Below are 13938 nucleotides of genomic sequence, written 5' to 3'. Positions count from 1 at the left end.
TCGGGATTTGTGTATATTTAAAAAATGAAAAACGTACTAATTACAGGAACTTCACGCGGAATTGGCTTCGAACTTGCCAAAATTTTTTCAGAAAATGGACATCGCGTTTTGGCGCTTTCGCGAAATTCCAAACCTATTTCAGAATTAAATCTAAAAAATGTAACGGCGTTCGATTTTGATATTACTGAAGCTGCATCAATTTCAGCGGTTACGGAGTTTTTAAAGAAAAATATGAAAGAGGTTGATATTCTTATAAATAATTCCGGTGCTTTGGTAAACAAACCTTTTTCTAAAATTTCTTCGGAAGAATTTAAAAAATGCTACGAGGTAAATGTTTTTGGCGTAGCTGAGTTGACAAAAGCGGTGCTTCCATTTATGAAAAAAGCGGGGCACGTTTTAAATATAAGTAGTATGGGCGGAATTCAAGGAAGTGTTAAGTTTGCTGGCCTCAGCGCTTACAGTAGCAGCAAAGGTGCAGTAATTACGCTTACCGAACTTTTGGCTGAGGAATATAAGGAATCCGGACCTTCATTTAATGTTTTGGCACTGGGATCTGTGCAGACCGAAATGCTTGAGGAAGCTTTTCCGGGCTACAAAGCAGCTTTATCAGCCACCGAAATGGCGCAATATATTATGGATTTTTCCTTGAACGGAAACAAATTTTACAACGGAAAAGTATTGCAGGTTTCCAGTTCTACACCTTAATTTTATGACGGAAATTCTTGAAAAATACATTCCACAGGCATCGGTTATCCCGGCGTTTGAATTAATTAAAAACCATAACGTCCATTTAAAAATTGTGAATGAACGTGTTACACGTCACGGCGATTACCGAAAAATGCCAAACGGCCAACACCAGATTACCGTCAACGCAACACTCAATAAATATCGGTTTTTGATAACGCTTGTCCACGAAATTGCACATTTGGAAGCGTTTACAAAATTTGGAAGACATATAAAGCCACACGGGCTGGAATGGAAACGCACGTTTCAATTGATGATGCTCCCATTTTTGCGCCCAGAAGTTTTTCCAAACAATCTGTTGCCGCTTTTGGCCAGGCATTTCAAAAACCCGAAGGCATCAAGCGATACAGATGCCACACTTGCGCTTGCGCTAAAACAGTTTGATCCCCAAAATGATAAAAACTATATATTTGAAATTCCCTTCGGGGCACATTTCAGAATTTATAATGGCAAAATTTTTAAAAGGGGGAACCAGCGCGTCAAGCGTTTTGAATGTACCGAGATTGCCACCGGAAAAGTTTACCTTTTTAACCCCAATGCGGAAGTGGAATTTTTAAAATGAGTTTATATGTTTAGTGGTTTAAGAGTTTATAATTTGACTCAAAAATTTAATTAAATGTATTTAAACTTTAAACAGATAAACTCTTAAACATATTAAGAAAATGAATAAAAATTATTACGCGGTAATTATGGCAGGCGGCATTGGGTCTCGGTTTTGGCCGATAAGCACTCGGGATTTTCCAAAGCAATTCCACGATATGCTCGGCACTGGCGAAACGCTTCTGCAAAAAACCTTTTCGCGGTTAAATAAGATTATTCCCTCAGAAAATATTTTCATTTTAACGAATGATAGCTATCTGGAAATTACGTTGAAGCAATTACCACAAATTTCAGAAGAGCAAGTCATCCTTGAACCTGCAATGCGAAATACCGCGCCCTGCATTCTGCTTTCTGCATTGAAAATCAAGAAACAAAATGAAAATGCCATAATGCTGGTTGCGCCCAGTGACCACTGGATTGAAGATGAAAACGCTTTTCAAGTAGATGTGATTTCCTGTTTTGAAGCTGCGCAAAAAGATGAAAAATTGTTAACATTGGGCATTGAGCCCACATTTCCAAACACCGGTTATGGCTATATTGAAAGTGAAAAAGAAAATTTATCGGAAATTAAACATGTGAAGCAATTCCGCGAAAAACCTGATTATGAAACCGCAAAAAAATTTTTAGCTGAAGGAAATTTTCTTTGGAACGCCGGTATCTTTATTTGGAGCGTAAAAAGCATAATAAATTCCTTCGAAAAATATCTGCCTGAAATGGCATCCATATTTGAAAATGGAATTGAAGTTTTAAATACTTCCGAAGAAAAAAAATTCATTTCCGAAAATTATGAAAAGGCAGAAAACATTTCCATCGACTATGGAATTCTTGAAAAAGCGAATAACGTATTTGTAAAAAAAGCTTCGTTTGATTGGAATGATTTGGGGACTTGGGGCGCATTACACGAAAAATTACAGAAAGATGAAGCTGAAAATGCTGTGGTCAATGCCTTGCACCATCTCAAAAATGCATCCGGAAATATGATTTATACCACCTCTGGAAAATTGGTGGTCATAGATGGTTTGATCGATTTTATTATTGTTGACAAAAAGGATGTTTTGATGCTTTTCCCAAAGAAAAAAGAACAGGAAATAAAGCAGCTTTTGAATGAACTCTCTGAAAAATTTGAAAAAAAATATACATAAATGAGCAAGGAACAGAATAGGGACGATATACAGATTACACCGAATGATGAGGAATTCAACACGGTAAAGCTGAATACTTGGGCAAGTTTAAAAAAGTTTTTGAAAGAACTTTTTGACATTCGCGCAGATACGGATAGGGATGCAACAATTGAAGCTGTACAGAAGGACATTTCCTTTAAGGGTCACACGTCTTGGATCCTTATTTTTTCAATTTTTGTAGCATCCATCGGTCTCAACGTAAGTAGTACCGCGGTGGTAATTGGTGCTATGCTTATCTCGCCACTTATGGGGCCAATAGTAGGTATTGGTCTTTCCGTGGCGATAAATGATGTCGCAACCCTACGGAAATCATTGATAAACCTGGGCGTGATGGTTTTTTTGAGCGTACTTACCGCCTTTTTATATTTTAAACTTTCTCCCCTTACTGAAGAAACACCTGAACTCATAGCGCGAACCTATCCTACGATTTTGGATGTATTGGTAGCTATTTTTGGTGGTCTGGGACTTATTGTTGCCAAAACGAAAAGTGGAACAATCGCGAGCGTTATCTTCGGGGTCGCAATTGCTACTGCACTTATGCCGCCTTTGTGTACTGTGGGTTATGGACTTGCAATCGGGAATGGTGAATATGCACTTGGTGCCCTTTATCTTTTTTCTATAAATGCTGTATTTATAGCGCTTTCTACATTTATTGTTTCAAAGCTTTTGCGTTTTCCTTTGGTACGCTACGCAAATAGCAAAAGGCGAAGAAGAACAGCGCAGATTGCCTCGCTCATTGCCATCGCTGTAATGGTTCCTAGCGTTTGGCTGTTTATAAAACTTCTTGATCAACAGGTTTTTGAGTCCAAAACGAAAGATTTTGTAAAGAATGTTATAAAGTACGAAGGTGCCGAAGTTGTAAAATTTACCCAAGATTACAAATCTAGAAATATTGATGTATATCTTATAGGACAACCCGTTCCGCAGGCAAAAATAAGCGAATGGCTTGCTGAACTACAACAAACTGAAAAGTTAGAACAAACCAATTTAAGGATTTACCAAGGAGCGGATCAGAGCAATGCCTTTGCTGAACGGCTTTCCGGGGAAGTGCGCGCAGGTATTCTTGAAGATCTTTATGTGAAAAACGAGCAGGCCATCCGCGACAAGGACGAACGTATCCGATTTTTGGAGGATCAAATAGCAATCATAAAAGTGCAAAATCTGGCTTTCGGCGATTTGAGCCAAGAACTGAAGCTAAATTATGAAGGGGTGGAAACGTTTAGTTTTTCAAATAAAATTACTACAGATTTCAAAAGAACCGATACCATTCCTGTGGTCTCGCTTCAATGGAAAAAAGGGGTGTCCTCACGTGAAAGACGGGAAAACAGTGAAAAAATTAAGGCCTGGTTGAAATTTAAAATGAAACTGGATACGTTGCAGATAGATTGATGGCAAAAAAAAAACCGGCACATTGGCCGGTTTTTTTATTTTCTTCTTTCTTTTAATTTTTTATGAATTTAAAAGTCTCCGTTTTTTTATCAATTTGAAGCATCGCAAAGTAAACTCCAGCTTTTAAAGAAGATACATCTATGGAGCCATTGTTTGAAATTTTTGTATTGAATATCAGTTTTCCATTTACATCAATAATTTGAACCGGAGTTTTATCTAAACCGTCCATTGAAATAGTCAATATTTCAGAAGTAGGATTTGGATAAATACGAATGTTTGTTTTATCAAAACTCGCAATTGATAGGGGACTGCTGCCTTCTACAATGATGTGGGTGGTATTCATATCCGGATTTTCAATGACATCTACAGTGCCGGACGGCCATTCAATAATCAAGGTTTCAATCTCTGTGCTGGTACCAATTCCGAAGTGTGCCAAGAGGGAATTCATATGTGAAAAACCTTGGCCAGAGCGTACTTCACGCATTTGCGTTCCCCACGCGCCAACAATCTTAACGCGGGCGCCAATTCCATTTTTATTGCTATCCACACCTTCCAAACCTACTTTTACCCAGTTATTTCCATTTCCAGCATTTATCCAAAGATTTCCATCATTCACAACATCCAAAAATCCATCATTGTTGAAATCGCCAATTCCACCTTCATCAAAACTCAAATCTTGTCCAGTAAAGGTCATGTCGCCATTATTCAAATAAAGTTCTTTTGACATTTCAGAAAAAATATCTACAAAACCATCATTATTAAAATCGCCAGACTGATTTTCCCACGCGCCAAGGTCAGTAGGATTTATTCCGGATCCCACAATAACATCGGTAAACATCCCGGTGCCATCGTTTTCCATTAATCTGTTTTGAAAATCGTGGTTAACTATAAAGGCATCAAAATCGCCATCGTTATCAAAATCCTCAAAAACCGTAGCCCAAGATTGCGCATTGTCCCGCATACCAATATCCAGTGCGTTTTCAGTGAAGGTGCCATCGCCGTTATTGGTATACATTGCATTGTCACGGTCTTCGTCTCCCGGAGCTGCTCCGCCGCGGCATTTGGTTAAATACATATCAGTATCGCCATCGTTATCGTAATCTACCCAAATAGCAGCGTAGTTACCTGGTCTATCCAATGTTTCAATCAAAGTTTGGTCTAGAACAAGATTTTGACCGCCGTTGTTTCTGTAGGGGTGGCTAAGATCCACATCGTGACATACAAAAACATCTAAAAGACCGTCATTATCAATGTCTGCCATTGTGGAGCGTTGTGAGAAAATATATTCATTTCTAGGATCTTCCGTGTAGGCAGTTCCGTCAGAATTTGCAAAAAGAAACGAAACGCGGGAATTGTTTCCCAAAACTAAATCATTATAGCCGTTTCCGTCAATATCCCCTGCCGCCACGCTCCAGTCTGGAACATTTTGGATATTCATAGGATAAAAAACTGAGTTAAAAGAGCCATCCGGTTGTTGGTAATCTATTCCAACCCCGGTGCTAGATACGCGAACATAATCATCAAGGTAATCACCGTTCATATCTACGGCAGCTTCAGAGGTGTCATTGTAATTACCCAATAAATCTGCATTGTTGGTAAAAGTTACTTGCGAAAAAATGGTACTGCAACCCAAGAAAGCTACGCAGTAAAGTAATTTTTTTATCATGATTAATTTGATTTTAAGCGAATAAAAATAAATCAAATTAATTGATATTTAAATTTTTAGGATAAAAATTATTCTTCCTTTAATTGAACGTTTCTAATTTTCTTGAAAAGGTCTGAAGAATAAACAAAATTTACGACATCCTTATTATCGGTTTTAAAAATGTCCTCTTTATCTCCTTGCCAGGCAAGTTTACCTTTCTTCAAAAGAACAATATTTTCACCAATTTCCATTACCGAATTCATATCGTGGGTAACAACGACCGTGGTTATATCATTTTCGTGGGTAATTTCTTGGATAAGATTATCAATCAATGTAGCCGTTCGCGGATCAAGACCTGAGTTTGGCTCATCACAAAATAGGAATTTTGGTTTGTTTACGATGGCTCTCGCAATGGATACCCTTTTCTGCATTCCCCCGGAGATTTGTGCGGGAAATTTTTTGTTCACATTTTCAAGATCAACACGTTTTAATACCTCATTTACGCGCGCAAGCATATCTGCTTTTTTCTGTTTTGTGAACATCCGCAGCGGAAACATTACATTTTCTTCAATAGTCATGGAATCGAAAAGTGCACCACCCTGAAAAAGCATCCCAATTTGCTCCCGTAGTTCGCGCTGTTCTTCCTCATCCATATCTTGTATGGCTTTATCTTCGTAATAAATTCTTCCTTCCTCTGGCCGAAAAAGGCCAATTAGGCATTTTAGCATGACCGTTTTACCGCTACCGCTCTGGCCAATGATGAGGTTGGTTTTTCCTTTTTCAAAAGTGGTGGAAATTCCTTTTAGAATTTCTTCGCTCCCAAAACTTTTATGTACATCTTCTACCTTAATCATTAGCTTAACAGGAGTTGGGTTACTATATAATTTGCAAGAATAATAAGCACACTGGTCCAAACGAAGGAATTAGTACTCGCCCGGCCCACTTCCAGCGCGCCCCCTTTCATATAATAGCCTTGCCAGGATGGGACTGTGGCCAATATGAAGGAAAATATAAACGTTTTAAAGAAGGCATAGAATAAATGAAAGGGTTCAAAACTATCTTGAAGCCCAGCAATAAAGTCTGCTGAAGTTGTAAAACCGCCATAGACACCCGCAAGCCATCCGCCCATTACCCCTAAAAACATGGAAATAGCAATTACGAAAGGATAGAATGAAAGTGCTATAATTTTTGGGAAAACCAAATAGTTAAGTGAATTGATACCCATTACTTCCAGTGCATCAATTTGCTCCGTAACCCGCATAGAACCTATGCTTGAGGTGATAAATGAACCCACTTTACCAGCCATGATTATGGAAATAAATGTGGGAGAAAATTCCAAAATAACGGATTGGCGCGTGGCAAAACCTATCAAACTTTTGGGAATCAAAGGATTCGTCATATTCAGTGCGGTCTGGATGGCAACCACCCCACCCACAAAAAATGAAATGAAGGCAACAATCCCCATGGACTTTATAATCAAATCGTTGATTTCCTTAAAGATAAGATGTCTTAAAACCGATGTTTTGGTGAAACTCCCAAAAACCCTTTTCAGCATCAAAAAGTAGGAGCCAATATCTTGTATATACTTCATATAAACGAACTCTTTCGCTAAAGTAACAAAATTAGGCGAGTGATTTTTATAATTAAGGTATTTAGCTTTTATTTATCTAAAAGCATTTTCATTTTGTGGTAGATGGCCGTGTTTTCATAAATTCCATTGAAATAATTTTCACCCGGACCCCTCGCAAAAACTGGTACCATCGTTCCAGAATGTCCCGGCGTAGAAAAGGTTGATTTCAATTTGTTGTAATCTGACCCATCCGCGGCAAGGGTAAAGCCGCCCGTTTCGTGATCAGCCGTGACAAGTACCAATGTTTCGCCATTCTCTTCGGCAAAATCTAGCGCGGCACCAATTGTTTTGTCAAAATCCAATAGTTCCTCAATCAGGTAATCGGCATCGTTGGCGTGGCCGCCCCAATCAATTTGGCTGCCCTCGACCATCAAGAAAAATCCGTTTTCATTTTTTGAAAGTTTTTCAAGAGCAAGTTTTGTGGCATCCGTCAAAAAATTGCCACGACCTTCGCTCATTTTTGGCATGCCGTCTTCCGCCATCAAAATAATTTCCTTTCCCAACGAAGGTTTTGTGGGAAGATTTTCGGTAAAAACCGAATATCCCTTCTCTTTCATTTCATTTAAAAGATTTCTGCCATCCTTTCTTTTTTCAAAAAATTTGATGCCACCACCGGCGAAAAAATCCACTCCGGAATTGGGGGCGAAGGTTGCAATTTCTTCGTAATAACTTCTGCGTTTTACGTGGGCGTAAAAACTTGCGGGTGTAGCGTGCACAATGGATGAGGTAGAAATAATTCCCGTTGCGAAACCTTCTTTTGAAAGTTTTTCAACAATAGTTTCTACTGGAATAGTATCATTATCAACACCAATAGCACCGTTATATGTTTTTACTCCCGCGGAAAAAACCGTCGCGCCTGCGGCAGAATCCGTCACCAAGTCACTTGAAGATGAGGTTTTACTGAGGCCTATGGTGGTGAATCTTTCAAAATTGGGCTTGCCGTTTTTATAATATATTGCCGCGGAAACTTGGCTTAGGCCCATTCCATCGCCAATTAAAAGAATGATATTTTTGGGCTTTTTGGTTTCAGAAAAATTACTTGAAACCTTGTTGTCCTTCACATTAACTGAAATGCAGGAAGATAATACATAAGAAATTGAAAGTAGGGCAAAGAGGGATTTAAATTGCATTCTGAATTTTTATTCGCAAAAATAACGAATATCCAATAGTTGAAAGGTTAAGCGAAGTTTATATTGCCAGCCAAATTTAGCGTACCCCCAATTTTTTAAATATATTCTTCCACCGAAGATTGCGGATAAATCTTCCTTCTTTTTCTGAAACAATATATTCAAGTTTCTGCTTTTTTGCGTTTTTAAAACCATTCATACAATTCAGAAAATATTGCAGACTTTTTTTTCTGAAGGCAAGCTTGGCTGAAGCAATTGTTGTAAGCCAAAAACCATAGCGCATTTTGTAAAAAGCCTCGCCCTGTTTGTGTTTAGCAGTTTTAGTGTAAACCTTGCCAGTGGGTTTTAAGTGCTTTACATGCAAGCTGGTATCAGTCTCAATTTTCCAGCCGTGGTACTGCGCAAGTAGTTCATCAACCGTGTCCCAGCCCATTGTGCTTTTGAGGCCGTGTATATCAAAGAAACATTCTTTTCTATATGCTTTCAAAGCTCCGCGAATGTGATCTTTGTTGGTCAGGTTTTCTATAACCCATTTCCCGTTTTCTTCAATATAACAAAAACCGCCCGCCATTCCGCAGGTCTTATTTTTTGTGAACAGTTCTGAAATTTTTTCCAAATAGTTTGATGGAAAAATAAGGTCTGCATCAAATTTGCAGATTACGTCGTAATTGTTATCCAGCCGTTCAATACCTTTATAAAACGCATTGATAACCTTACTTCCCGGCGCGTGGGTTTCTTCGGAACGGAAAAAAACACGCTCAACAATACTGAATTTTTCAGAAAATTTATCAATAATATCCTGAGTGCCATCCGTAGAAGAATCGTTTACGACTACAATTTTTTTCGGAAGTAGCGTCTGTTCCACCAATGATTGAAGCGTTTTTGCCAAATGCGCTTCCTCGTTATGGGCGGGTATAATTATGTAGAATTTCATCTAATCGCGTTCCGCATAAACCAAGTAGTAGCGCGGTGTAAACCTTCGCAATATGGGACGAATTCCTATTTTATTTACGGGATTTGTAAATTTTTCACGTTTAAGGATTCGCCAGCCAGCTTTCTCCAGCAACCAGTCAAATTGCCAATCCTCAAATTCGTGATAATGCCGGTCCCACTTATCCGTATTACTTTTATATGCCGAAGCAAACCAAAGTTGCAGTGGCACGGAAGCTACCAACTTTTTAGCCTTAATATCGCTTAAAACGTTGAATGGAGAGACCAAATGCTCAAAGATTTCGAAGGCGGTTACAACATCAAAAGCATCGGTTTTTACCGCATCTGTCTCAGTGTCTAAATCCTCACCAGCCGTATTTGTTACGTTAAAGCCCTTGTTGGTAAGCATTTCGGAAAATGGGTTGGGAACGCCCAAATCCAAAATTCTGTCTTCCTTTGAAATAACTTTTTCTAAAAATTGAAACGTATGCTTATATCTTTTTTTGGGGAATTGGCCTTCGTACATATTTATAATTCAGAATTTTTAAATCCTATAAACTATAGCATTAATATTCATTCCCGCGCCAACACTGGCAAAAATAACAACGTCATTCTCTTTTACCGAATATCCTTTCAGTTCATTGTTTAAAACGAGATCGTATAGGGTAGGGATGGTTGCAACGCTGCTATTGCCCAATTTATCAATACTCATGGGCATACTGTCCTTGGGCGGTGTTCTGTCATAAAGTTTGTAAAATCTGTTTACAATCGCTTCGTCCATTTTTTCATTGGCTTGATGGATGAAAATCATTTTTACCTCGTCAACGGATATTCCACTTTGGTCCAAACAGGTTTTCATGGCGTCGGGAACATTGCTCAGGGCAAATTCATAAATTTTCCGGCCGTACATTTTTATGTATCGGCGTGTATCCTTTAATTCGAGATTGTTGCTTTCGCCAAAATAAATAAAATGTGCTTCCTCAAAAGCGAAAGTGGCGCTGTAGTGACTTAATATTCCGCCTTCTTCCGAAGATTTTTCAACAATTGCCGCCCCCGCGCCATCACTGTAAATCATAGAATCGCGGTCGTGTGGATCTACCACCCGTGAAAGGGATTCGGCTCCAATTACCAAACACTTTTTTGCGATTCCGGACTTTATGAATGCATTTGCCTGGATCATCCCCTCTATCCAGCCTGGACAGCCAAATAGCACATCGTACGCTACGCAAGTGGGTTTTTCTATCTTCAAATTATGTTTTACGCGTGTGGCGATGCTTGGCACGGTATCACTTTGTACGGAATCGTAGTTTACATCGCCATAATTATGCGCAACAATTATGTAATCCAGTTCTTCCTTGTTTAAGCTCGCATTCTTTAAAGCATTTTCTGCAGCAAAGGAAGCAATGTCTGATGTTACCAGGGTTTTAGGCAGATAGCGTCTTTCGGAGATACCGGTGATAGCCTTAAATTTTTCAATAATCACATCATTTTCATGGCCAAAGCGGGTACCATCCTCGTTATAAAAATGGTGTTTTCCGAAATGTTCATTTTTGGCAATTTCACTCGGAATATAACTGCCTATGCCAGTGATTTTAACGCCCATTGGTTTCAGATTTTTGATAAAAATACGTAAAACGAAAGATGTAACAATGTGTCAAATTATGAAATAAGATTTTATATATAATTTTGGGAGCGTTCTGTTTATTTCAGAAAAAATTTTGAAATAAAATACATTTGAAAATCAGCTATAAAAATGCCCCGAAATTCTTTTGAAATTTCGAGGCATCGTTATAAAATTCAACTGTTGTTAAACTTCCATATAACTTTCAATGGGATCGCAGGTACATATTAAATTCCGGTCCCCATAGGCATCATCAACTCGGCGAACGGATGGCCAGAATTTATTTTCTGACACCGATTCCATAGGGAAAGCCGCTTGTTGTCTGCTGTATGGAAAATCCCACGTATCTGCTGTAAGCATTTGAAGCGTATGTGGTGAATTTTTCAAAACATTGTTTGCATCATCTTTATCTGCAGCATCAATTTCTTTTCTTATTGAAATCATCGCATCACAAAACTGATCCAAAGAGGTTTTGCTTTCACTCTCCGTAGGCTCAATCATCAATGTACCTGCCACTGGGAACGACACAGTAGGCGCGTGGAAACCATAGTCCATTAAGCGTTTTGCAATGTCGGTTACCTCAATGCCCTTAGCTTTAAATGGACGGCAATCCACTATCATTTCGTGAGCTGCACGGCCGCGCTCACCAGTATAAAGAACATCGTAATGGCCATTCAATCTTTCCTTGATGTAATTGGCATTCAAAATTGCGTATTGAGTTGATTTTTTCAATCCATTTACGCCAAGCATACATATGTAGGCATAGCTTATCAAGCAAACTAATGAACTGCCGTAAGGTGCCGCCGAAATTGCAGTAATCGCTTTTTCGCCGCCAGTTGCAATCACAGGGTTTGAAGGTAAAAAAGGAACCAACTGCTTCGCTACACAGATTGGACCTACTCCGGGACCACCACCTCCGTGGGGAATCGCAAAAGTTTTGTGGAGATTTAAGTGGCAAACATCAGCACCGATTGCGCCAGGATTTGTAAGACCTACCTGGGCATTCATATTAGCGCCATCCATATAAACCTGTCCGCCAAATTCGTGAATAATCCCCGTGATCTCGCGTATTCCCGACTCATAAACGCCATGTGTGGATGGATATGTTACCATCAAGCAGGAAAGATTGTCTTTGTATTTTTCTGCTTTTTCACGTAGGTCATCAATATCGATATTTCCTTCCTCGGTAGATTTTGTTACAACTACTTGCATCCCCGCCATGACTGCGCTTGCGGGATTTGTACCATGTGCGGAAGATGGAATAATACAGATATTTCTATGATGGTCGCCTCGGGATTCATGATAAGCCCTTATTACCATCAAACCTGCATATTCGCCTTGCGCACCGCTATTGGGCTGTAATGAAGTACCAGCGAAACCGGTAATTTCGGTCAATTGCTTTTCGAGTTTTTTCAAAATGGTTTGGTAACCTTCCGCTTGCTCTACTGGTACAAATGGATGCATATTGCCCCACATTGGGTCACTCAACGGTAGCATTTCTGCGGCGGCATTCAGCTTCATTGTACAAGAACCCAAAGAAATCATGGAATGATTTAAGGATAAATCCTTGCGCTCCAGTTTTTTGATGTAGCGCATTAAATCTGTTTCACTGTGGTAGCTTTTAAAGACTTCTTGCTGAAGAAAATCAGTTTTACGGGAAACTTCCTTCGGAATTTTATTGCCTGTTTTCAATGAAGTCAATTTCTGAAAATCCTTCTTTTTGGCTTCGGAAAAAATGGAAAGTATCTTATTTAAGTCTTTGATAGTCGTGGTTTCATTAATGGAAATTGAAACCGTATCATCATCGGGATAATAGAAATTTACCTCTTTTGCTTCGGCTAAAAATTTAATTTTGGTAGCATCGGTTTTGATTGCGATGGTATCAAAATAGGTATCGTTAGCTTGCTCAAAGCCCAGTTTTTCAAGGGCATTTGCAAGTGTTGCCGCTCCATTATGAACTTTGTTCGCAATATATTTCAAACCTTCCGGCCCGTGATATACGGCATACATTCCAGCCATAACGGCAAGTAAAACCTGTGCGGTACAAATGTTTGATGTTGCTTTATCGCGTTTTATATGCTGCTCGCGCGTTTGTAATGCCATGCGCAGGGCGCGGTTGCCGTCGGTATCTTTGGTGACGCCAATAATTCTTCCGGGAATACTTCTTTTGTACTCATCCTTTGTCGCAAAAAATGCCGCGTGTGGACCACCATACCCTAATGGAATACCAAAACGTTGGGTAGTTCCCACAACCACGTCAACCCCAAAATGGCCGGGAGATTCCAGCATTACAAGGCTTAAAATATCTGCTGCAACTGCAACCTTAATTTGGGAATCGTTCGCTTTTTGAATGAAATCTTTATAATTATGGACTTTTCCTGTTCTGCCCGGATATTGCAAAATAGCACCGAAAAACGCTTCAGAAAAATCAAATTCTTCATGATTGCCTACGACCAGTTCAATGCCAAGTGGCTCGGAACGGGTTTGTAACAATGAGAGGGTCTGCGGTAAAATTTCTTCAGAAACAAAGAATTTTGAAGCATTGTTTTTCTTTTTATCCCTTTCCCGAACGGCAAAAAGAAGCGCCATTGCCTCAGCTGCGGCGGTAGATTCATCCAGCAGTGAAGCATTTGCGAGTTCCATCCCGGTTAAATCCGTTACCATAGTTTGGAAATTGAGCAGGGCTTCCAATCTACCTTGGGCAATCTCGGCCTGATAGGGCGTGTAAGCCGTGTACCAACCTGGGTTTTCAAGGATATTTCGCTGGATTACGGGTGGGGTAATGGACTGGTTATAGCCCAGACCGATGTATGTTTTGAAAAGTTTGTTTTTGGTGGAAAGTTCAGTAATGTGCTCAAGATATTCCTGTTCGCTCATCGCCGTGTCCAGATCCAGCGCCTTTTTTAGCAGAATGTCGTCTGGAACGGTTTCGTAAATAAGTTGGTCGAGGGAGCTCACACCAATGGTTTTAAGCATTTCTGGAAGATCATTCTCCCGTGGGCCGATATGCCTTAAAGCAAAAGAATCTGTATTCATTATTTGCGATTGAAATTTAGGTGGCAAAATTACAA

Annotated in this window: 12 protein-coding genes; 4 read left to right on the top strand and 8 right to left on the bottom strand. The window is 39.5% G+C overall.

Annotated features, from left to right (window positions below):
* Window positions 1-24: 24 nt before the first annotated feature.
* The 4 genes from KIV10_RS04775 (at window position 25) to KIV10_RS04760 (ending at window position 3914) form a co-directional block, all read left to right on the top strand.
* Entirely contained in the window at window positions 25-705 is a 681-nt protein-coding gene (locus tag KIV10_RS04775; RefSeq protein ID WP_214112351.1) for an SDR family NAD(P)-dependent oxidoreductase, read from the top strand.
* 4 nt (window positions 706-709) lie between these two features.
* A complete protein-coding gene (locus tag KIV10_RS04770; protein ID WP_214112350.1) occupies window positions 710-1306 on the top strand; it encodes a SprT-like domain-containing protein in 597 nt (198 codons plus the stop codon).
* 100 nt (window positions 1307-1406) lie between these two features.
* Window positions 1407-2486, top strand: coding sequence for a mannose-1-phosphate guanylyltransferase (locus tag KIV10_RS04765; protein WP_214112349.1), 1080 nt, complete (start codon window positions 1407-1409; stop codon window positions 2484-2486).
* Window positions 2487-3914 (top strand): DUF389 domain-containing protein, encoded by a 1428-nt coding sequence (locus KIV10_RS04760; protein ID WP_214112348.1) that lies wholly within the window; start codon window positions 2487-2489, stop codon window positions 3912-3914.
* Between the two features lie 52 nt (window positions 3915-3966).
* On the opposite strand, the gene KIV10_RS04755 is transcribed toward KIV10_RS04760, so the two are convergent.
* The 8 genes from KIV10_RS04755 to gcvP form a co-directional block, all read right to left on the bottom strand.
* Window positions 3967-5580, bottom strand: a complete 1614-nt coding sequence (locus KIV10_RS04755; RefSeq protein ID WP_214112347.1) for an FG-GAP-like repeat-containing protein — start codon at window positions 5578-5580, stop codon at window positions 3967-3969.
* A 68-nt stretch (window positions 5581-5648) separates the two neighbouring features.
* Entirely contained in the window at window positions 5649-6413 is a 765-nt protein-coding gene (locus KIV10_RS04750) for an ABC transporter ATP-binding protein (protein ID WP_214112346.1), read from the bottom strand.
* Complete coding sequence (locus KIV10_RS04745) at window positions 6413-7150, bottom strand: MlaE family ABC transporter permease (RefSeq protein WP_214112345.1); 738 nt, start codon at window positions 7148-7150, stop codon at window positions 6413-6415. Before KIV10_RS04745 ends, KIV10_RS04750 begins: the two co-directional genes overlap by 1 nt.
* Before the next feature lie 68 nt (window positions 7151-7218).
* Window positions 7219-8319 carry an alkaline phosphatase gene (locus KIV10_RS04740; RefSeq protein WP_214112344.1) on the bottom strand — a complete coding sequence of 367 codons (1101 nt, stop codon included), beginning with the start codon at window positions 8317-8319 and terminating at the stop codon, window positions 7219-7221.
* A gap of 76 nt (window positions 8320-8395) precedes the next feature.
* The gene (locus KIV10_RS04735) at window positions 8396-9250 is read right to left on the bottom strand and encodes a glycosyltransferase family 2 protein (protein ID WP_214112343.1); all 855 of its coding nucleotides are present in this window, start codon (window positions 9248-9250) and stop codon (window positions 8396-8398) included.
* Window positions 9251-9772, bottom strand: coding sequence for a methyltransferase domain-containing protein (locus KIV10_RS04730; protein ID WP_214112342.1), 522 nt, complete (start codon window positions 9770-9772; stop codon window positions 9251-9253).
* Between the two features lie 18 nt (window positions 9773-9790).
* Complete coding sequence (locus KIV10_RS04725; RefSeq protein ID WP_214112341.1) at window positions 9791-10849, bottom strand: 3-oxoacyl-ACP synthase III family protein; 1059 nt, start codon at window positions 10847-10849, stop codon at window positions 9791-9793.
* A gap of 204 nt (window positions 10850-11053) precedes the next feature.
* Window positions 11054-13903 carry an aminomethyl-transferring glycine dehydrogenase gene (gene gcvP, locus KIV10_RS04720; RefSeq protein ID WP_214112340.1) on the bottom strand — a complete coding sequence of 950 codons (2850 nt, stop codon included), beginning with the start codon at window positions 13901-13903 and terminating at the stop codon, window positions 11054-11056.
* Window positions 13904-13938: the final 35 nt, after the last annotated feature.

The sequence above is a fragment of the Aequorivita echinoideorum genome, assembly GCF_018476645.1.
In the GTDB taxonomy this organism is placed as follows: domain Bacteria; phylum Bacteroidota; class Bacteroidia; order Flavobacteriales; family Flavobacteriaceae; genus Aequorivita; species Aequorivita echinoideorum.
This window is presented reverse-complemented; position numbering and strand designations above follow the sequence as displayed.

Coding starts and splice junctions, on each gene's coding strand:
- KIV10_RS04775 (WP_214112351.1), top strand. CDS start 25: ATGAAAAACGTACTAATTACAGGAACTTCACGCGGAATTGGCTTCGAA.
- KIV10_RS04770 (WP_214112350.1), top strand. CDS start 710: ATGACGGAAATTCTTGAAAAATACATTCCACAGGCATCGGTTATCCCG.
- KIV10_RS04765 (WP_214112349.1), top strand. CDS start 1,407: ATGAATAAAAATTATTACGCGGTAATTATGGCAGGCGGCATTGGGTCT.
- KIV10_RS04760 (WP_214112348.1), top strand. CDS start 2,487: ATGAGCAAGGAACAGAATAGGGACGATATACAGATTACACCGAATGAT.
- KIV10_RS04755 (WP_214112347.1), bottom strand. CDS start 5,580: ATGATAAAAAAATTACTTTACTGCGTAGCTTTCTTGGGTTGCAGTACC.
- KIV10_RS04750 (WP_214112346.1), bottom strand. CDS start 6,413: ATGATTAAGGTAGAAGATGTACATAAAAGTTTTGGGAGCGAAGAAATT.
- KIV10_RS04745 (WP_214112345.1), bottom strand. CDS start 7,150: ATGAAGTATATACAAGATATTGGCTCCTACTTTTTGATGCTGAAAAGG.
- KIV10_RS04740 (WP_214112344.1), bottom strand. CDS start 8,319: ATGCAATTTAAATCCCTCTTTGCCCTACTTTCAATTTCTTATGTATTA.
- KIV10_RS04735 (WP_214112343.1), bottom strand. CDS start 9,250: ATGAAATTCTACATAATTATACCCGCCCATAACGAGGAAGCGCATTTG.
- KIV10_RS04730 (WP_214112342.1), bottom strand. CDS start 9,772: ATGTACGAAGGCCAATTCCCCAAAAAAAGATATAAGCATACGTTTCAA.
- KIV10_RS04725 (WP_214112341.1), bottom strand. CDS start 10,849: ATGGGCGTTAAAATCACTGGCATAGGCAGTTATATTCCGAGTGAAATT.
- gcvP (WP_214112340.1), bottom strand. CDS start 13,903: ATGAATACAGATTCTTTTGCTTTAAGGCATATCGGCCCACGGGAGAAT.